We start from the raw sequence: 19,037 nt of genomic DNA, 5'->3' as shown, positions 1-19,037 counted from the left end.
GGTTATGGGTGATCGCCACGACTACGTGGCCCTCGAATGGGTCAAAGGCGAAATTGCCGAAACGCTGAAACAGGCGCATCAGGCGATTGAAGCCGTGCTTGATGATCCGCAGGCCTTTCCCGGTCTGGACGAGTGCCTGGATTACATCCATCAGGTGCACGGCAGCTTGCAGATGGTCGAGTTCTACGGCGCCGCTTTGCTCGCCGAAGAGATGGAGCATCTGGTCGAAGCCTTGCAGCACGAGCGCGTCAGCCACCGCGACGAAGCCCTGCACCTGTTGCTGCAAGCCCTCGGGCAATTGCCGATCTACCTTGACCGCGTACAGAGCGCCCGCCGCGATTTGCCGTTGGTGGTGCTGCCGCTGATCAACGATCTGCGCAGCGCCCGGGGCGAAAGCCTGTTGTCGGAAACCAGCCTGTTCAGCCCGCAACTGCCGGAGCTGCCGCCGCTGAGCGCAGAGGCACTGGCGCTGCTGGAACCGGCAGAGCTGCCGAACGTGCTGCGCAAACTGCGTCAGATGCTGCAAATGGCTTTGGTCGGTTTGCTCCGTGAGCAAGACGACCAGACGCACCTTGGGTATCTGGCGAAAGTCTTCACACGCCTTGAAGCCTTGAGCGGCGAGGCGCCGTTGAGCCCGTTGTGGCACGTCGCCTCGGCGCTGGTCGAGGGCATGCGCGAAGGCGCGATTGCCAACAGCCCCGCGCTGCGCAGCCTGTTCAAGGATGCCGACAAGGAACTCAAGCGTCTGCTCGAGCAAGGCATGCCCGGCCTCAACCAGCCGCCACCTGCGGAGCTGCTGAAAAGCCTGTTGTTCTATATTGCCAAAGCCGAACACCCCACCGGGCAGATGCTGACCATGAAAGATCGCTACTCCCTGGACGACGCGTTGCCCGACAGCGCGATGCTCGACGAAGAGCGCGCGCGCCTCGCCGGCCCCGACCGCGACGCCATGCGCTCGGTGTTGGCGGCGCTGTGCGAAGAACTGGTGCGGGTCAAGGAACGCCTCGACCTGTTCGTGCGCAGCGACCGTCAGCACACCTCGGATCTGGAGACGTTGCTGGCGCCGCTGCGGCAGATCGCCGACACCTTGGCCGTGCTCGGTTTTGGCCAGCCGCGCAAGGTCATCATCGATCAACTGGCGGTGGTGCTCAGCCTCGCCCAAGGTCAGCGCGAACCGAACGATGCGATCCTGATGGACGTTGCCGGCGCCTTGCTCTATGTCGAGGCGACGCTGGCCGGGATGGTCGGCACTGTCGAGCCGGAAAGCCCGGAAGATTCGCGCCTGCCGACCACCGACCTGACGCAGATCCATCAGATCGTGATCAAGGAAGCGCGCATCTGCCTGCAACAGGCCAAGGACATGATCGTCGACTACATCGACGCCGATTGGGATCGCCAGCAACTGCAACCGCTGCCGGCGCTGCTGACCCAGGTGCGCGGTGCGCTGGCGATGATTCCGCTGAGCCGTGCGGCGAGCCTGGTCGAGGCCTGCAACGGTTTTATCCGTGAACACTTGCTGCTCGATCCACATGAGCCGGGTTGGGAGCAACTGGATCATCTGGCCGATGTCATCAGCAGCCTTGAGTACTACCTCGAACGCTTGAGCGACGACCCGCAGGCGCCGGGTGAACAACTGCTGGATGTTGCGCAGAAATCCCTCGCCAGTCTGGGCTTCTTCCCCGATGAGCAGCCCGATGAACAGCCCGGTGCGCAGCATGTGCCGGTACTCGACGACGTGCTCAGCCCCAGCGAAGCGCTGGTCATGCAGGACATGCAGGCGCTCGACGATCCGCAGATTGTGCAGTCGCTGGCCGACGTTCTTGCAAGCCCGGTGTCATCGGTCAATCCGCCCGCGCGGGTCACCCCCGGCAGCCTGATGCCGCCGCCAGCCGATGAAGAACCGGTCGACGATGAACTGCGCGAAGTGTTTCTCGAAGAGACCGATGAGGTCCTCGAAATCCTTCACGAGTACTTGCCGCGCTGGACAGCCAATCCACAGGATCGTCCGGCGTTGACCGAACTGCGCCGGGCCTTCCACACCTTGAAGGGCAGCGGGCGCATGGTCCGTGCACTGATCCTCGGTGAACTCGCCTGGGCGGTGGAAAACCTGCTCAACCGCGTGCTTGAACAAAGCGTCGAGCCCGGCCCGGTGGTGCAACAACTGCTCACCGACACAGTGTTGTTGCTGCCCGAACTGATCAACGAATTCGCCACCAACAGCCAGCGTCAACGCAGCGATGTCGATCAACTCGCCGCCCGCGCGCATGCCCTGGCCAAAGGCGTTGAACCGCTGGCCGCCGAAGACGTCGCGGATGTCGCGGCGCTCGACCCGTTGTTGCTGGAGATCTTCCGCAACGAAGCGGAAACCCATCTGGCCAGCCTCAACCGTTTTCTCGATCAAGCCGCCGAGCATGTGCCGCTGCAAGCCAGCGACGAATTGCAGCGTGCCTTGCACACGCTCAAGGGCAGCGCGTCGATGGCCGGCGTGTTGCCGATTGCCGAACTCGCCGCACCGCTTGATCAACTGGCCCGCGAATTCAAGGCGCATCAGTTGCCGCTGGATCTCGACGAAGTGGAGTTGCTCCTCGAAGCCGAAGGCCTATTTCGCGTCGGTCTGCGTCAGCTCAAGCACGATCCGCTGGCGCCGATTGTCGGTGCGCAGTCGCTGATCAAACGCACCGACACGCTGCTTTCCGAACGTCTGGAATCGATCCTCAACGCGCCTAACACCGGCCTGCGGATCAAGCGCGATCCGCAACTGCTCAACAACTTTCTCGCCCAGGGCATGGACATCCTGCTCGACGCCGAAAGCTTGTTGCAGCGCTGGCAGCAACACCCCGGCGAGCGTCAGGAACTCAGTGCGTTGCTGGATGAACTGACGACGCTGGGCGAAGGCGCGCACCTCGCTGATCTGCTGCCGGTCGACGTGTTGTGCGAAGCCTTGCTTGACCTCTATGGCGCCGTGGAAGAGAGCAGTCTGGCGGTCAGCGAGCGGTTTTTCCACGAGGCACAGAACGCCCACGAAGCGCTGATCAACATGCTCGACGAACTGGCCGCCGGCCAGGAAGTCACGCCGCAACCGGCGCGGATTCGGGCGCTGCATGAGCTGCTCGATGAAAGCCTCGACCCGTCGTCGATGGGCCTGATTCGCAGCGACGGTAGCCGCACGCTGAGTATTCGCGAACTGGGTGCAGCGACTGCCGAGCTGGCGAAAACCGCTGCTTCCCCGGCACCGGACGATGAGATCGTCGAGATCTTCCTCGAAGAGGCCGTGGACATTCTCGACAGCGCTGGCCAGGCCTTGCAGCGCTGGTTGAGCGACCCGGACAACGCCGCGCCACTGTCGTCGCTGCAACGCGATCTGCACACCCTCAAGGGTGGCGCGCGCATGGCAGAAGTCGAGGCCATCGGCGACCTCGCCCAGGAACTGGAAAGCCTTTATGAAGGCCTGGGTGATCGGCGCTACAGTCACAACGATGCCTTGGGTCGCTTGCTGCACAAGGGTCATGACCGTTTGGCCTTGTTGCTGGAGCAACTGCAAAACCATCAGCCGCTGACCCCGGCGCAAGAGCTGATCGAGACGATCCGGCAGGTGCGTCAGGGCCAGACCCTCAATGAAACGCCGCACGCCGCACAACACGACAGCGCCGGGCATGATCCTGAGTTGCTGGACATCTTCCTCGAAGAAGGTTTCGACATTATCGAGAACTCCGGCGCCGCGTTGTTGCGCTGGCAGGCCGAACCGGGCAATCGGCAGGAAGTGGAAACTCTTTTACGCGACCTGCACACGCTCAAGGGCGGCGCGCGAATGGTCGAGATCGGACCGATTGGCGACCTCGCCCATGAGCTGGAATACCTTTATGAAAGTCTCTCGGCCGGGACGTTGCAGCCATCGACGGAGCTGTTCGCGCTGGTGCAGCGCGGCCATGACCGCCTGGCGCAAATGCTCGATGGGGTGCGCGCCGGGCAGCCGTGTCCGCCAGCGGATCGGCTGATCAATGCGATCCAGAATTTCAGCCATCCGGCGACCGTCGAGACACCGCCGCTTGTGCCGCTTCCAGCCAAAACCGAGCAAGCGCCACCGGTCGCCGAGGTTGGCGCGGACATGGTCAAGGTCTCCGCTGAACTGCTCGATGAGCTGGTCAATCTGGCCGGCGAAACGTCGATCTTCCGTGGTCGCATCGAGCAACAAGTCAACGACGCGCAGATTGCCCTGAACGAGATGGAAACCACTATCGAGCGCATGCGCGACCAGTTGCGCCGACTCGACACGGAAACCCAGGGACGGATTCTCAGCCGTCAGCAAGTGGATGCCGAGCGTCTGGGCTACGAAGAATTCGACCCGCTGGAAATGGACCGTCATTCGCAGTTGCAGCAATTGTCGCGAGCGCTGTTCGAATCCGCCTCCGACTTGCTCGACCTCAAGGAAACCCTCGACCGCCGCAACCACGACGCGGAAAACCTGTTGCAGCAACAGGGCCGCATCAACACCGAATTGCAGGAAGGCCTGATGCGTACGCGCATGGTGCCGTTCGAACGGATGTTGCCGCGCCTCAAACGCATCGTCCGCCAGGTCGCTGAAGAACTGAACAAAGACGTGGCCTTCACCGTCGGCAACGCTGAAGGCGAGATGGATCGCAACGTGCTCGAGCGCATGGCCGCGCCACTGGAACACATGCTGCGCAACGCCGTCGATCATGGCCTGGAGTCGGCCGAAGTGCGGCTGGCAGCGGGTAAACCGGCGCAAGGGCAGATCACTCTGGATCTGTCCCGCGAGGGCGGCGACATCGTTTTTGACATCCGCGACGACGGCGCCGGCGTGCCGCTGGAAGCCGTGCGGCGCAAAGCAATCAAGCGCGGCATGCTCGCGCCGGAAGCGGAGATCAGCGACCGCGACGTGTTGCAGTTCATCCTCCAGCCGGGGTTTTCCACCGCCGAGAAGATCACCCAGATTTCCGGGCGCGGCGTCGGCATGGACGTGGTGCACGAAGAGGTGCGCCAGTTGGGCGGCAGCATGAGCATCGATTCGGTGCCGGGGCAGGGCGTGCATTTTCGTATTCGCCTGCCGTTCACCGTGTCGGTCAACCGTGCGTTGATGGTGCAGTGCGCCGAGGATCAGTACGCGATTCCGCTGAACACCATTGAAGGCATCGTCCGGGTGTTGCCGAATGATCTGGAAGGGCACTTTCGGGTTGATCCGCCGCGTTACCAGTACGCTGGCCAGACCTATGAACTGTGCTACCTCGGCGAACTGCTGAAAACCGCGCCACGGCCGAAACTGCTCGGGCAGAACCTGCCGTTGCCGGTGCTGCTGGTGCACTACAACGACCGGCACATTGCGGTGCAGGTCGATGCCATGGCCGGCACCCGCGAGATCGTGGTCAAAAGCCTCGGCGCGCAGTTCGCGGCAGTGCAAGGCGTGTCCGGCGCGACGATTCTCGGCGATGGCCGGGTAGTGCTGATTCTCGATCTGCTCGCACCGATCCGCGCGATGCAGGCGCGCGTCGTGCAGACGCCGACGCTGCCGGAGATCGACAGCGAACCGCAAAAACCGCTGTTGGTGATGGTGGTCGACGACTCAGTTACCGTGCGCAAGGTCACCAGCCGTTTACTCGAACGCCACGGCATGAACGTGCTGACCGCCAAGGACGGCGTCGACGCCATGCTGCTGCTGGAAGAACACATGCCCGACCTGATGCTGCTCGACATCGAAATGCCGCGCATGGACGGCTTCGAAGTCGCTACCCAGGTGCGCAACGACGAACGCCTGCGACACCTGCCGATCATCATGATCACCTCGCGCACCGGCCAGAAACACCGCGACCGCGCCATGGCCATCGGCGTCAACGACTACCTCGGCAAGCCGTACCAGGAATCGGTGCTGCTCGAAAGCATTGCCCAGTGGAGCAAGAAACATGCATGAGCGCCGACACAATCAGCGCAGCAGTCAGTTGACTGGTCTGCTGCTGCCACTGGCGGATCGCAATTTGATCCTGCCCAACGTCGCCGTCGCCGAGTTGATCGACTATCAGGCCAGCGCCTTCGACCTGGACACGCCGCCGTGGTATCTGGGGCGGGTGAAGTGGCGTGAGCGGCAGATTCCGTTGCTGAGTTTTGAGTCGGCGTGCGGGCAGAAAATCGTCATTGGCGAGCGCGCGCGGATCGTGATTTTGAATGCCCTCGGTGGATTGCCGGAGTTGAAGTTCATTGCCCTGCTGGTGCAGGGGATTCCGCGCTCTTACAAGCTCGACAGTCAGTTGAGTTATGTCGATGTGCCGTTGTGTGCGTTGGAGCAGGCGGCGGTGCAGGTCGGGGAGCAGGTGGCGAAGGTGCCGGATTTGTTGGGGTTGGAGAAGTTGTTGGTGGATGCTGGGCTGGTCCACTGATCCAGAATTTGTGGTGCTCTGACGGGCCTCATCGCTGGCAAGCCAGCTCCCACAGGGTTTTGTGTGGTTCACAAAATTCGAATACAACTCGGACACTGTGGGAGCTGGCTTGCCAGCGATGGGGCCAGTTGCATCACCATATTCCTACAGGCAAATCCTCATTTCTGCGGTGCAATAAACGCCTTCCGGCACATCTGTTTAAAGACACCCGGTGTTACGGCTCCCTGGCCTACAAATCCTTGCGCCGCTGCCTACGCATGTACCAGAATCCGCCGGCTTGTGCGCCGTGGGCTGGCTGCGTAACGTGGATCGGGTCACTGATTCCCAGTGATCGGGTTTAGCAGCCCGGCTTTGTCCTTACCTCGGTTGTACAAGTCTCATCCAGTCAGGCATTCGCCTGCGCTTGATGGTGGCTGTGCGCATGGCACCTTCGGGTGCGCCGGGTTGGGGTTTGACCGGTCTGCTAACTTGCGCATAGCCGCCACCCTACCGTTTAGCAGCGAGATGGTGAGGCCTAATAGAGGTTCATCCCCATGTTCAAAGTAACGCCTAACCCGCCGCCCACCGACCCGGCATCCCCCTACGAATCCCCCGACTCCAAGAAATTCCACGAAGCCGCCGAACGCGCCCTCGACCATTACCTCGGCCCGACCAACGCCGACCTCATGGCCACGCCCTACTCCCCGAACACGCTGTACATGGCCAACCCCAATGCAGACACCGAATCCCTGCTGACCGACGCCAGCGAAACCCTCGGCTCGGCCACGGTGATGCTCAACAATCACGCAGCCATGGTTGAAGGCACGCACCGCAAAACCCTGCAAGGCATCGCTCAAGTGGTGATGGTGGCGGAAATGGCTGTCAATCGCGTGTTGGACAGATTGGTGCCGACGGAGTAGCGAAAAAGCTTACCCTCACTGTAGAGACCGGTACATCCTTTACACATTAGACCGGGGACATCGTTTACACCTTTTCCAGGCTTGCTACGCGTTTAGCGCCGCGTTCAAGCCTGCCTAAACAGAAGGTGCAAAGGTACAACTCCCACACATCATCAGCCACCTCCTTCAGCGCGATCTCTTCGCCGATCAGTGCCTCTCCCAGAAAAATCAGCTGTCCTTTCCATTTGAACTCTCCGTTCGAACGAACCTTACGCACTTCAACGTCAGTGCCATATTCAACCGCTGGCAGGTAACCGGGGTAGGGTCGTAACGACGGGCTATACACCGAAGCGGGTGGCTTCATGTCCAACGCGGTGTGCGGTCGAACCTGATTGAAGTCCTGGATGAAATCCTCAAAGGCCAATTGCTGGCGCACAAGATTTTCCGCAGGTGTTCGTAATACCGCTGCTTTCAGCGTTCGGTGCATCCGTTCGTGCCGGCCATTTTGGTCGGGACGGCCAGGTGTAATTGTCTCGACGTGAATTCCGTGCCTGATGAACCACACCGACAACTTCGACAAACGCGCCAAACCCGTTGATGCGCAGGGAGCGCCATTGTCCGTGCGAATCACATCCGGCAACCCAAACTCCCGGAAGGCCCACTCGAAGCCCTGCCGCGTGGGCTCCCCATGCGTGCTGGGCAATGCCCGGCAAAGCAGCAGATAGCGACTCATCTGGTCGGTAATGGTCAGCGGATAGCACCAATTGCCATCCTGCATTTTGAATTGCCCTTTGTAATCGGCACACCAGGTCTGATTGGGTTGGTCGACCGGACGCAAATGCGTCGGAGCGCGTGGGCGCACGGGATAGGGGCGCCGCGCAGTGACCAGACCAGCCTTCTTCAACCATATCCCGGCGGTACTCGCGGCCGGCCAGTGGATATCCGGATCGGAGACGCGCAGACGATCAATGATCTGCTTAGGCCCCCGATCGGGATGCTCGTTTTTCTTGGTCAGCAGCGTGGCTATGATTTCGTCGGGCGTTTGATGAGGGCAATTCAATGGCTTACGCGATTGCTCTTTCAAGCCATCCACGCCCAGCGCTGCATACCGTTCCAGCCACTTGTCGATGGTTGGACGGCTGACGCCATAGCGCCGGCTTAATTGGCTCTTGGTGAAACTGCCGCCAAGCCAGTCGCTGACTAACTTCACTCGTTGATCCATTGGGGACTCTTGATTCCAGGGCATGGTCAGCACCTCCTGACCATGATTGATACCTGTAAACCATGTCCCCGGTCTCAAACGTAAAGGATGTACCCGGTCTTTACCCACCCCAGCCCTCTCCCGGAGGGAGAGGGGGCCGACCGAGGTGTCTGGCGTCATACATCGACCTGAAAAACCGAGTCGATTGTGGGTTTGGTAAAGCGAGTCGATTATGGATTCGGTAAAGCACGATCAGGTCGGCGTATCCCTTGAGCATCCCCCAATCAGTCCCCTCTCCCTCCGGGAGAGGGCTAGGGTGAGGGCGCTCTTGACCATTACGCTCAGCGTAATGATTCACCACCGTGCTTGATTGATGCCCCCATCCCACACGCCTACCTTAGCTCCACGACAGCGAACCCCGTGGAGTGAGCATGACAACAATAATTTCCCCCGACTCGCGCTGGACGCGGCGGCGCGATGAGAAGCAGCGCCGTCTCGACAAAGTGCGCGGGCTGGCCGACGGTGTGGTGTTGCCCACCGACAAGATCGTCGCCGCGCTCGAAGCGCTGATCCATCCCGGCGACCGTGTGGTGCTGGAGGGCAACAACCAGAAGCAGGCGGATTTCCTCTCCCGCTCGCTCGCTAAAGCCGATCCCGAAAAGCTCCACGACCTGCACATGATCATGCCCAGCGTCGGCCGCTCGGAGCACCTCGATCTGTTTGAACGCGGCATCGCCCGCAAGCTCGACTTTTCCTTCGCCGGCACCCAGAGCCTGCGCATCAGCCAGTTGCTTGAAGACGGTTTGCTGGAAGTCGGCGCGATCCACACCTACATCGAACTCTACGCACGGCTGGTGGTGGACCTGATCCCCAACGTCGTGCTCTCGGCCGGTTTCATGGCCGACCGCGCCGGTAACATCTACACCGGCCCAAGCACCGAAGACACCCCGGCACTGATCGAACCGGCCGCGTTCAGCGACGGCATCGTCATCGTCCAGGTCAACCAATTGGTCGACGACGTCAGCGAACTGCCCCGCGTGGATATCCCGGCCTCATGGGTGGATTTCGTCGTGGTTGCCGACAAGCCGTTCTACATCGAACCGCTGTTCACCCGCGACCCGCGCCACATCAAGCCTGTGCACGTGCTGATGGCGATGATGGCGATTCGCGGCATCTACGAAAAACACAACGTGCAGTCGCTCAATCACGGCATCGGTTTCAACACCGCCGCCATCGAACTGATCCTGCCAACTTACGGCGAATCCCTCGGCCTCAAAGGCAAGATCTGCCGCAACTGGACGCTCAACCCGCACCCGACGCTGATCCCGGCGATCGAGAGCGGCTGGGTCGAAAGCGTGCATTGCTTCGGCACCGAACTGGGCATGGAAAACTACATCGCCGCCCGGCCGGACGTGTTCTTCACTGGCCGCGACGGCTCGCTGCGTTCCAACCGGATGTTCTGCCAACTGGCCGGGCAATACGCGGTGGATCTGTTTATCGGTGCGACGTTGCAGGTCGATGGCGATGGCCATTCCTCGACCGTGACCCGTGGTCGCCTGGCCGGTTTCGGCGGCGCGCCGAACATGGGTCACGATCCGCGCGGTCGTCGGCACGGCACCCCGGCGTGGCTGGACATGCGCCACGACGATTCGCAGCAACCGATGCTCGAACGCGGCAAGAAACTCGTGGTGCAAATGGTCGAGACCTTTCAGGAGGGCGGCAAACCGACCTTCGTCGAAACCCTCGACGCCGTCGACGTGGCGAAGAAAAGCGGCATGCCGCTGGCGCCGATCATGATCTACGGCGACGACGTCACCCACTTGCTCACCGAAGAAGGCATCGCCTACCTGTACAAGGCGCGTTCGCTGGAAGAGCGCCAGGCAATGATCGCTGCGGTCGCGGGAGTGACTGCCATCGGCCTGCGCCACAACCCCAAAGACACCGAACGCATGCGCCGCGAAGGCCTGATCGCCTTGCCAGAAGACCTCGGCATCCGCCGCACCGACGCCACCCGCGAGCTGCTCGCAGCAAAAAGCGTGGCCGATCTGGTCGAGTGGTCCGGCGGTTTGTACAACCCGCCCGCCAAATTCAGGAGCTGGTAATGCACGCACTCAACCTGCAAGCGAAACCGTTGTCTCTGGCTGATCGATTGGCCGATCTGGCGGTGGACGCGTTGATCGACGAAGCCGATCTGTCGCCGAAACCGGCACTGGTCGACCGTCGCGGCAATGGCGCGCACACCGATTTGCACCTCGGCCTGATGCACGCTTCGGCGCTGTCGTTGTGGCCGGCGTTCAAGGAAATGGCCGAGGCTGCACTGGCCATTGGCGAAGTCGGATTACCGCTACGCGAAGCGATTGGCCGGATCGGCCGTGAAGGCGAACAAGCCATGCTCGCGACCACCAACGGCGTGAACACGCATCGCGGGGCAATCTGGGCATTGGGTCTGTTGGTGACGGCCGCTGCGCTGGAACCGCAATCTTCCAGCGCCAACGCAGTCACTCTGCGTGCTGCACGTCTGGCCTTGCTGGAGGATTGCTACGCACCAAAACCCCTGAGCCACGGCGCCCAGGTCGCCCTGCGTTACGGCGCACGCGGCGCTCGCGAAGAAGCGCAACTCGGCTTCCCTTCCGTGCTGCAACGGGGTTTGCCGCAACTCAAACGCAGCCGCGCCAACGCCAGCGGCGAACAGAACGCGCGACTCGACGCCTTGCTCGCGATCATGACCCATCTGGCCGACACCTGCGTGCTCTACCGCGCCGGCGAAGAGGGCCTGCACGCCATGCAACAGGGTGCGCAAGCGGTGCTCGACGCCGGTGGCAGCGCCAGCCTCAGCGGCCGTCGTCGCCTGCATGAACTGGATCAACAACTCATCGCATTGAATGCCTCGCCCGGTGGCGCCGCCGACTTGCTCGCCGCCACTTTGCTGCTCGACCGAATCGAGCGCGACGGCATTCTTCAGGGAGCGTTTTGATGGAAACCCTATCGTTTGAATTCCCCGCCGGGCAGCCGCCACGCGGTCGTGCGCTGGTCGGTTGTGTCGGTTCCGGTGATCTGGAAGTACTGATCGAACCGGGACTGGCCGGCAAGTTGACCATCAACGTGCAGACCTCGGTCAACGGCGCGCAGTTGCGTTGGCAGCACCTGTTTGCGCGGATGTTCGACGGCACTACGCCACCGGCGATGGCCATCGATATCCACGATTTTGGTGCGACACCGGGCGTGGTGCGTTTGCGGCTGGAACAAGGTTTCGAGGAGATCGGCCATGACTGACAGCGCAGCGCTGCTCAACAAACACAGCTTCGTCGAACTTGGCGCGCGACAACGGGCGAAAGCCTTGCTCGATGCCGGGAGCTTTCGCGAACTGCTCGACCCGTTTCAACGGGTGATGTCGCCGTGGCTCGAACGCCAAGGCGTGGTGCCGCAAGCCGATGACGGCGTGGTGATCGCCAAGGGTAGCGTCGACGGTTTGCCAGTGGTCATTGCTGCGATTGAAGGCGCGTTTCAGGGCGGCAGCCTTGGCGAAGTCGGCGGGGCGAAGATTGCCGGCGCGCTGGAACTGGCGGCAGAAGACAACCGCAAAGGCATTCCGACGCGCGCGTTGTTGCTGCTGGAAACCGGAGGTGTGCGCTTGCAGGAAGCCAATCTCGGGCTGGCGGCGATTGCCGATATTCATGCGGCGATTGTCGATTTGCAGCAGTACCAACCGGTGGTTGGCGTGGTGGCCGGCAGCGTCGGTTGCTTCGGCGGTATGTCGATTGCGGCGGCACTGTGCAGCTATTTGCTGGTAACTCAGGAAGCGCGCCTCGGTTTGAACGGCCCGCAGGTGATCGAGCAGGAAGCCGGGATCGAGGAATACGATTCCCGCGACCGGCCGTTCATCTGGAGCCTGACCGGTGGCGAGCAGCGTTTTGCCAGCGGTCTGGTGGATCGTTATGTCGCCGATGATGTGGCGAAGATTCGTCAGCAGGTCGGTGAATTGCTCCAGCAAGGTTTGCCGGCGCGGCCGCGTAGCCAACGCGCCGAATGGTTTCTGCAACGCTTGGGCAACCTGAACACTGACCGGCAAATCGAACCGTCGGTGGTTCGCGATCTGTATCAAGGAGAGCGCTCATGAGCGGTTATTCACTGCGCGGTTTGAACTGGTTCAACGCCTTGAGCGCGGGCGCTGTTGCAGTCGAAGGGCTGCCGGCCTCGTTGAAGGTGGCTGACGGTGAGCTGGGGCGTTTTATCGCTGTGGTGGCTGACCCGGATAGTCGTTTCCCACGCGCGCGCAATGGCGAAGTCGGCTTGCTCGAAGGCTGGGGTTTGGCCAAGGCTGTGGATGACGCAATCACTGCCGACCGCGACAAAGCGCAAAAGCGCCCGATCATCGCCATCGTCGATGTGCCGAGCCAGGCTTACGGTCGTCGCGAAGAAGCACTCGGCATTCACCAGGCGCTGGCCGGTGCGGCGGACAGTTATGCCCGTGCGCGTTTGGCCGGGCATCCGGTGATTGCGTTGCTGGTCGGCAAGGCGATGTCCGGGGCTTTTCTGGCGCACGGTTATCAGGCCAATCGTTTGATCGCCCTGCGTGATCCGGGGGTGATGGTGCATGCGATGGGCAAGGCGTCGGCGGCGCGGGTGACGTTGCGCAGTGTCGAAGAGCTGGAAGCGCTGGCCGCCAGCGTGCCGCCGATGGCTTATGACATCGACAGTTACGCGAGCCTTGGTTTGCTCTGGGAAACCCTGTCGGTGCAGCAGATTGAACAGCCGACTGCGGAAGATCTGGCGCGGGTGAGCGAATGCCTGACCCAAGCCATCGGCGATGTCGCCAGCACTGATTTGAGCAATCGTCTCGGCGCAAACAATCGTGCTGCCTCCAGCAAGGTTCGCGAATTGCTGAGGGCGCAGTGGTGAGCACCTCTCTGGCCCACGACCTGCTCTGGGGCATGACGCCTGCGCAGCTGCCGGCGGATGCGCCGCAGTGGGCAGTCGAGTCGCTGGCGGCTGGGCAACCGGTGGTGGTGCGGCGGGCGTTGAGTGATGAGGGTTTTGTCGCGGTCGGCGTGCGCGGTGTGCTGCGCGAGCAACGGCTGGCGGCGTTCATGGCGGTCGATTCGATTGCCTGTCGGGTCAGTCCCGAGGCGTTGTGTCACGTCGACAGCGAGCGCGATCTGCCAGTGATGCAGGCGCTCAAACAACTGCGGCCAATGCTTGATGACTGCGGTTGGGTCTGGGGTGTCAGCGGCAGCGTCGGGTTTGAATTGGCCAGTGGTTTTAAAGCGATGCACGCGGCGAGTGATCTCGATTTGATTCTGCGGACACCGCAGCTGATCACGCGTAACCAGGCACGCAAACTGGTCGCGCTTTTCGATCAGGCTGTGTGCCGGGTCGATCTGCAATTGCAGACGCCGTTCGGTGCTGTCGCTCTGCGTGAGTGGGCCAGCGCGTCGACGCGGGTGCTGCTGAAAAACGCGCATCAGGCCTGTCTGGTAGCAGACCCGTGGAACCCGCAGGAGCAAGCGGCGTGAGCAGTCTGCTGGTGTTTCCCGGCCAGGGCGCGCAGCAAGCGGGCATGCTTCAGCGCTTGCCCAGCGAAACCCTGGTCGAGGCAAGCGATGTGCTTGGCGAAGATGTTTTGCTGCTCGATTCGGCTCAAGCATTGCGCACGACAAGGGCGGTTCAGCTTTGCCTGCTGATCGCTGGCGTTGCTGCATCTCGACAGTTATTGCACGACGGACTTACGGCGGATTACGTCGCTGGCCTGTCCATCGGCGCTTACCCGGCAGCGGTGGTTGCCGGGGCGTTGAGCTTCAGCGATGCGTTGCATCTGGTCAGCCTGCGTGGCGAGCTGATGCAGCAGGCTTATCCACAGGGCTACGGCATGACCGCGATCATCGGTCTGCAATTGTCCACAGTCGAAACACTGCTGGCGCAGGTGCACAGCGAAGATTCGCCGGTGTATCTGGCCAATATCAACGCCGACAATCAGGTGGTGATTGCCGGCAGTGACGAGGCCATGCAAGCGGTGGCGGAACTGGCGCGCAGTCGTGGTGCCGGTCTGGCAAAACGCTTGGCGGTGAGTGTGCCGTCGCACTGTCCACTGCTGGAAAAACCGGCGCAAAGCCTCGCCGAAGCCTTCGCCAAGGTTGAACTGAGAAACCCGCAAATCGCTTACCTGAGCGGCAGTCGCGCGCGTCCTGTGACCAAAGTAGCAGCGCTGCGCGACGACCTCGCCTTCAACATGTGCCGCGTGGTGGACTGGCGCGGCACCGTGCAAAGTGCCTACGAGCGCGGCGTACGGCTACAGATCGAATTGCCGCCCGGTGCCGTACTGACCGGGCTGGCGCGCCGGGTGTTCGACTCGGGCACGGTCACTGCCTTCGACAGTGCTCGCCTCGACACCTTGCAGGCGCTGTTGCGTGAGGAGGGAAACCGCCAACTCTAAAACCGCCGCGACTCAAGCTTCGAACAACAAAAACAACATTCGACGATGCACTTTGAGGACTACAACAATGATTATTTACGGTGTGGCGCTGCTCGCGATCTGTACGCTGGCAGGGGTGATCATGGGTGACATGCTCGGCGTGTTGCTGGGTGTGAAGTCCAATGTCGGCGGGGTCGGCATCGCCATGATCCTGCTGATTTGCGCACGGTTGTGGATGCAGAAGCGCGGCGGCATGACCAAGGATTGCGAGATGGGCGTCGGCTTCTGGGGCGCGATGTACATTCCGGTGGTGGTGGCAATGGCGGCGCAACAGAACGTTGTCACCGCATTGCATGGCGGCACGGTGGCGGTGCTGGCGGCGATTGGTTCGGTAGTGGTCTGCGGCTGCACGATTGCTTTGATCAGCCGCACCCACAAGGGTGAACCATTACCCGATGAACCGGCGGAAATCACGCCGGTCGGCACTCCAGTAGGAGGCCGCTGATATGTGGGATCTCATCGAGAAAGGTCTGGAACATAACGGGCTGGTCACTGCCTTCGCTTTTGTCGGCGTGATCATGTGGGTGTCGGTGGTGCTCTCTAAGCGCCTGACGTTCGGACGTGTTCACGGCTCGGCGATTGCCATCGTCATCGGCCTGGTGCTGGCGTGGGTCGGCGGCACCATGACCGGCGGCCAGAAAGGCCTGGCGGATCTGACGTTGTTCTCAGGTATCGGCCTGATGGGCGGGGCGATGTTGCGTGACTTTGCGATTGTGGCCACGGCGTTTGAAGTGCAGGCGACCGAGGCGAAGAAGGCCGGGTTGATTGGTGTGGTCGCGTTGCTGTTGGGCACGATTCTGCCGTTCATTGTCGGCGCGTGCATGGCCTGGGCATTTGGTTATCGCGATGCGGTGAGCATGACCACTATTGGCGCGGGCGCGGTGACTTATATCGTCGGGCCGGTGACGGGCGCGGCGATTGGCGCGACCTCGGATGTGATGGCGCTGTCGATTGCCACCGGGTTGATCAAGGCGATTCTGGTGATGGTTGGCACGCCTGTAGCGGCGCGCTGGATGGGCCTGGATAACCCGCGCTCGGCGATGGTGTTTGGTGGTTTGGCGGGCACTGTCAGTGGCGTGACTGCCGGGCTGGCGGCGACGGATAGGCGGTTGGTGCCTTATGGGGCGTTGACGGCGACGTTCCATACCGGGCTTGGGTGTTTGCTGGGGCCATCGTTGTTGTTCTTCATTGTTCGCGGGATTGTGGGCTGAAGATCACAAGCCCCTCACCCTAGCCCTCCCGAAACGTCGGACCGCCCGTAGGGCGAGGGGACTGATCGCGGTGGATGTTGGAGGTACGCCGACCTGAAAGCCCTGAGTCGAACTCAGGTTCTGAAAAGCCCCCGATCTGCTCCCTTTCCCCCTCGCCCCCTTGGGGGAGAGGGCTGGGGTGAGGGGGTAGCTCTTGATCTTGATCTAAACCCCGACCTGCCGATTCGCATACATCCGACACTCCGCCAGCAACGCCAGCAAATTCGGATCCCTCTCCTTGGCCTTCAAAAACACCACACCAATGTGCTGCTGCAACCGATACTTCTCCTGTAACGGAATCAGCTTCACCCGGTTCTCGTACACCGCTGCAATCCTTCCTGGCAGCAACGCATAACCGACTCCGGAACTGACCATGCTCAGCAGGGTGAAAATGTCATTCACCTGCATCGCCACTTTCGGTTCGAACCCCGCCTGCTTGAACACCCGGTTGCCGTCCTGATGGGTGGCAAAGCCCTGGGTCAGGGTGATGAACGTTTCATCGCGCACTTCCGCCAAATCCACTTCACTGCGCTGGGCGAATTTTGAATCTGCCGGTGTGGCGAGAAAGATGTCATCGGAAAACAGCGCAATCTGCTCGCAATCCGGGTCGTTGATGCTGTCGTCCAGCGACACCAGGATCGCGTCGACTTCCATGTTTTTCAGCTTGTAGAGCAGGTCGATGTTCGAGCCGAGGATCAGGTCGATATTGAGTTCACTGCGGCGGATTTTCAGGCCCATGATCAGTTGCGGCACGGTTTTCACTGTTAGCGAATACAGAGACCCGAGTTTGAAACGTTCAGCGGAGAACCCGGCGGCTTCGCGGGTCAGGCGCACGCTTTCGACCACGTCATTGATCAGTTTCTGCGCGCGTTCTTCAAGTACGTAAGCACTTTCCAGCGGCGTCAGGTTGCGACCTTCGTGTTTGAACAGCGGGCAGCGCAGGGCGCTTTCCAGCGAGTGAATCGCGCGGTGCACGCTGACATTGCTGGTCTGCAACTCGGCAGCGGCGCGGGCGAGGTTGCCGGTGCGCATGAAAGCGAGGAACACCTCGAGTTTTTTCAGGGTCAATTCTTCGTCGATCAGCATGGCGCGGACTCTTTCTTATGTCGGCCGATTGTGCACGGAAGATCAAAAGATCGCAGCCTTCGGCAGCTCCTGCATTGGAATGCGATCTTTTGATCCTGGCATTGAACAGAAACATTGCGCTTTTACGCTCAAGGCCCGAGCCTTGCGCGCTGCGGTAATGAATTTGGAGGTGAGCGAGACATGTATCACGGGGAAAAACTCAACGCCTGGACGCATCTGGTCGGGGCGGTGGCGGCATTTGTCGGCGGCGTCTGGATGCTGGTAATCGCCAGCCTCGACGGCAGCCCGTGGAAGATTGTCAGTGTGGCGATCTACGCGTTTACCTTGCTGGTGCTCTACAGCGCCTCGACCGTGTACCACAGCGTGCGCGGGCGCAAGAAAGCGATCATGAAGAAGGTTGATCACTTTTCGATCTACCTGTTGATTGCTGGCAGCTATACGCCGTTCTGCCTGGTGACCCTGCGCGGGCCGTGGGGCTGGACGTTGTTCGGGATTGTCTGGGGGTTGGCGCTGATCGGCATTCTGCAAGAGATCAAACCGCGTTCGGAGGCACGGATTCTGTCGATCGTGATTTATGCGGTGATGGGCTGGATTGTGCTGGTGGCGGTGAAGCCGTTGATCGCGGCGCTGGGCACGACCGGGTTTGCCTGGCTGGCGTCGGGCGGGGTTTTGTACACCGTGGGGATTATCTTTTTTGCCCTCGATCACCGGCTGCGGCATGCGCATGGGATCTGGCATCTGTTCGTGATTGCCGGGAGTTTGCTGCACTTTGTGGCGATTTTGTTCTACGTCCTCTAGACACGCCACCATCCCCCTGTAGGAGTGAGCCTGCTCGCGATGGGGGTGCATCAGCCACAAACGCTGTCGACTGACAGGACGCCATCGCGAGCAGGCTCACTCCTACAGGGGAACGTATTCCATTTGTGGATTAGAAATCACCCCAAAGTTGCTGGGCCACCGCCAGTGCAACCACCGGCGCAGTTTCAGTGCGCAGCACGCGTGGGCCGAGGCGGGCGGCGTGGAAGCCGTTACCTTTGGCCTGCTCGACTTCGGCGTCAGTCAAACCGCCTTCAGGCCCGATCAGGAACGCCAGCGTCGCCGGTTTGGCATGGCTCACCAGCGGCTCCGCCACCGGGTGCAGCACCAGTTTCAACTCGGCGTCGGTCTGCTTGATCCAGTCCGCAAGCAACACCGGCGGATGAATCACCGGTACCCGCGAACGCCCACATTGCTCACACGCGCTGATCGCCACCTGACGCCAATGCTGCAGGCGTTTGTCGGCGCGTTCGTCCTTGAGGCGGACTTCGCAGCGATCGCTGAAGATCGGGGTGATTTCATTCACGCCCAACTCAGTGGCTTTCTGAATCGCCCAGTCCATCCGCTCACCACGGGACAGGCCCTGGCCGAGGTGGATGTGCAGCGGCGATTCGACCTGACCGGCGAATTGCTCGTCGATTTGCACGGTTACGCGCTTCTTGCCGACTTCCCGCAAGGAACCGCGAAATTCGTGACCGGAACCGTCGAACAGCTGCACCGCATCGCCCTCGGCCATGCGCAGCACGCGGCTGATGTAATGCGCCTGGGCTTCCGGCAATTCGTGTTCGCCGGTGCTCAGGGGGGCGTCGATAAAGAAGCGGGACAGTCTCATTTCGGGTCTCTAAAAAAATGGCTCATAGTCGCTGTGGTGCAGAGCTTTTGTGGCGAGGGGATTTATCCCCGTTGGGTGGCGAAGCCACCCCAAAATCTGCTCACGCGGTGAGTCAGGAG

General features: G+C 61.3%; 16 protein-coding genes. 13 read left to right on the top strand and 3 right to left on the bottom strand.

What is annotated here, in order from left to right; genetic code table 11:
• Positions 1-4 precede the first annotated feature (4 nt).
• The 3 genes from JFT81_RS21840 to JFT81_RS21830 all read left to right on the top strand — a co-directional run bounded on the left by JFT81_RS21840 (position 5) and on the right by JFT81_RS21830 (position 7,285).
• On the top strand, positions 5-5,923 hold the full coding sequence (locus tag JFT81_RS21840) for an Hpt domain-containing protein (protein ID WP_201228991.1): 5,919 nt from the start codon (positions 5-7) through the stop codon (positions 5,921-5,923).
• Positions 5,916-6,386 (top strand): chemotaxis protein CheW, encoded by a 471-nt coding sequence (locus JFT81_RS21835; protein WP_137217437.1) that lies wholly within the window; start codon positions 5,916-5,918, stop codon positions 6,384-6,386. The genes JFT81_RS21840 and JFT81_RS21835 overlap by 8 nt, the downstream gene beginning before the upstream one ends.
• 533 nt (positions 6,387-6,919) lie before the next feature.
• Positions 6,920-7,285, top strand: coding sequence for a DUF6124 family protein (locus tag JFT81_RS21830; protein ID WP_201228989.1), 366 nt, complete (start codon positions 6,920-6,922; stop codon positions 7,283-7,285).
• A gap of 64 nt (positions 7,286-7,349) precedes the next feature.
• On the opposite strand, the gene JFT81_RS21825 is transcribed toward JFT81_RS21830, so the two are convergent.
• Entirely contained in the window at positions 7,350-8,510 is a 1,161-nt protein-coding gene (locus JFT81_RS21825) for an integrase core domain-containing protein (protein WP_201228987.1), read from the bottom strand.
• A gap of 386 nt (positions 8,511-8,896) precedes the next feature.
• On the opposite strand from JFT81_RS21825, the gene mdcA reads away from it, so the two are divergent.
• The 9 genes from mdcA (at position 8,897) to madM (ending at position 16,145) form a co-directional block, all read left to right on the top strand.
• Complete coding sequence (gene mdcA, locus JFT81_RS21820) at positions 8,897-10,567, top strand: malonate decarboxylase subunit alpha (protein WP_201228985.1); 1,671 nt, start codon at positions 8,897-8,899, stop codon at positions 10,565-10,567.
• Positions 10,567-11,439, top strand: coding sequence for a triphosphoribosyl-dephospho-CoA synthase (locus tag JFT81_RS21815; RefSeq protein ID WP_201228983.1), 873 nt, complete (start codon positions 10,567-10,569; stop codon positions 11,437-11,439). Before mdcA ends, JFT81_RS21815 begins: the two co-directional genes overlap by 1 nt.
• Positions 11,439-11,738 (top strand): malonate decarboxylase subunit delta, encoded by a 300-nt coding sequence (locus JFT81_RS21810; protein WP_007913697.1) that lies wholly within the window; start codon positions 11,439-11,441, stop codon positions 11,736-11,738. The genes JFT81_RS21815 and JFT81_RS21810 overlap by 1 nt, the downstream gene beginning before the upstream one ends.
• Complete coding sequence (locus JFT81_RS21805) at positions 11,731-12,582, top strand: biotin-independent malonate decarboxylase subunit beta (RefSeq protein WP_201228981.1); 852 nt, start codon at positions 11,731-11,733, stop codon at positions 12,580-12,582. The genes JFT81_RS21810 and JFT81_RS21805 overlap by 8 nt, the downstream gene beginning before the upstream one ends.
• The gene (gene mdcE / locus JFT81_RS21800) at positions 12,579-13,364 is read left to right on the top strand and encodes a biotin-independent malonate decarboxylase subunit gamma (RefSeq protein ID WP_201228980.1); all 786 of its coding nucleotides are present in this window, start codon (positions 12,579-12,581) and stop codon (positions 13,362-13,364) included. Before JFT81_RS21805 ends, mdcE begins: the two co-directional genes overlap by 4 nt.
• Positions 13,358-13,978, top strand: a complete 621-nt coding sequence (locus JFT81_RS21795) for a malonate decarboxylase holo-ACP synthase (protein WP_201228979.1) — start codon at positions 13,358-13,360, stop codon at positions 13,976-13,978. The genes mdcE and JFT81_RS21795 overlap by 7 nt, the downstream gene beginning before the upstream one ends.
• Positions 13,975-14,895 carry a malonate decarboxylase subunit epsilon gene (gene mdcH, locus JFT81_RS21790; protein WP_201228978.1) on the top strand — a complete coding sequence of 307 codons (921 nt, stop codon included), beginning with the start codon at positions 13,975-13,977 and terminating at the stop codon, positions 14,893-14,895. Before JFT81_RS21795 ends, mdcH begins: the two co-directional genes overlap by 4 nt.
• Positions 14,896-14,962: 67 nt before the next feature.
• Positions 14,963-15,379 (top strand): malonate transporter subunit MadL, encoded by a 417-nt coding sequence (gene madL, locus JFT81_RS21785; RefSeq protein WP_201228977.1) that lies wholly within the window; start codon positions 14,963-14,965, stop codon positions 15,377-15,379.
• A 1-nt stretch (position 15,380) separates the two neighbouring features.
• Positions 15,381-16,145, top strand: coding sequence for a malonate transporter subunit MadM (gene madM, locus JFT81_RS21780; protein ID WP_201228976.1), 765 nt, complete (start codon positions 15,381-15,383; stop codon positions 16,143-16,145).
• A 204-nt stretch (positions 16,146-16,349) separates the two neighbouring features.
• Here madM and JFT81_RS21775 read toward each other — a convergent pair whose 3' ends face one another.
• On the bottom strand, positions 16,350-17,270 hold the full coding sequence (locus tag JFT81_RS21775) for a LysR substrate-binding domain-containing protein (RefSeq protein ID WP_129395882.1): 921 nt from the start codon (positions 17,268-17,270) through the stop codon (positions 16,350-16,352).
• Positions 17,271-17,450: 180 nt separating this feature from the next.
• Here JFT81_RS21775 and JFT81_RS21770 point away from each other — a divergent pair, with 180 nt between their 5' ends.
• Complete coding sequence (locus JFT81_RS21770) at positions 17,451-18,068, top strand: hemolysin III family protein (protein ID WP_201148163.1); 618 nt, start codon at positions 17,451-17,453, stop codon at positions 18,066-18,068.
• A 130-nt stretch (positions 18,069-18,198) separates the two neighbouring features.
• Here JFT81_RS21770 and JFT81_RS21765 read toward each other — a convergent pair whose 3' ends face one another.
• A complete protein-coding gene (locus tag JFT81_RS21765; protein ID WP_201228975.1) occupies positions 18,199-18,918 on the bottom strand; it encodes a 16S rRNA (uracil(1498)-N(3))-methyltransferase in 720 nt (239 codons plus the stop codon).
• Between the last annotated feature and the right edge of the window lie 119 nt (positions 18,919-19,037).

Origin of the sequence: Pseudomonas sp. TH43, assembly GCF_016650635.1 — a bacterium.
GTDB lineage: Bacteria > Pseudomonadota > Gammaproteobacteria > Pseudomonadales > Pseudomonadaceae > Aquipseudomonas.
This window is presented reverse-complemented; position numbering and strand designations above follow the sequence as displayed.

Coding starts and splice junctions, on each gene's coding strand:
- JFT81_RS21840 (WP_201228991.1), top strand. CDS start 5: ATGGGTGATCGCCACGACTACGTGGCCCTCGAATGGGTCAAAGGCGAA.
- JFT81_RS21835 (WP_137217437.1), top strand. CDS start 5,916: ATGCATGAGCGCCGACACAATCAGCGCAGCAGTCAGTTGACTGGTCTG.
- JFT81_RS21830 (WP_201228989.1), top strand. CDS start 6,920: ATGTTCAAAGTAACGCCTAACCCGCCGCCCACCGACCCGGCATCCCCC.
- JFT81_RS21825 (WP_201228987.1), bottom strand. CDS start 8,510: ATGCCCTGGAATCAAGAGTCCCCAATGGATCAACGAGTGAAGTTAGTC.
- mdcA (WP_201228985.1), top strand. CDS start 8,897: ATGACAACAATAATTTCCCCCGACTCGCGCTGGACGCGGCGGCGCGAT.
- JFT81_RS21815 (WP_201228983.1), top strand. CDS start 10,567: ATGCACGCACTCAACCTGCAAGCGAAACCGTTGTCTCTGGCTGATCGA.
- JFT81_RS21810 (WP_007913697.1), top strand. CDS start 11,439: ATGGAAACCCTATCGTTTGAATTCCCCGCCGGGCAGCCGCCACGCGGT.
- JFT81_RS21805 (WP_201228981.1), top strand. CDS start 11,731: ATGACTGACAGCGCAGCGCTGCTCAACAAACACAGCTTCGTCGAACTT.
- mdcE (WP_201228980.1), top strand. CDS start 12,579: ATGAGCGGTTATTCACTGCGCGGTTTGAACTGGTTCAACGCCTTGAGC.
- madL (WP_201228977.1), top strand. CDS start 14,963: ATGATTATTTACGGTGTGGCGCTGCTCGCGATCTGTACGCTGGCAGGG.
- madM (WP_201228976.1), top strand. CDS start 15,381: ATGTGGGATCTCATCGAGAAAGGTCTGGAACATAACGGGCTGGTCACT.
- JFT81_RS21775 (WP_129395882.1), bottom strand. CDS start 17,270: ATGCTGATCGACGAAGAATTGACCCTGAAAAAACTCGAGGTGTTCCTC.
- JFT81_RS21770 (WP_201148163.1), top strand. CDS start 17,451: ATGTATCACGGGGAAAAACTCAACGCCTGGACGCATCTGGTCGGGGCG.
- JFT81_RS21765 (WP_201228975.1), bottom strand. CDS start 18,918: ATGAGACTGTCCCGCTTCTTTATCGACGCCCCCCTGAGCACCGGCGAA.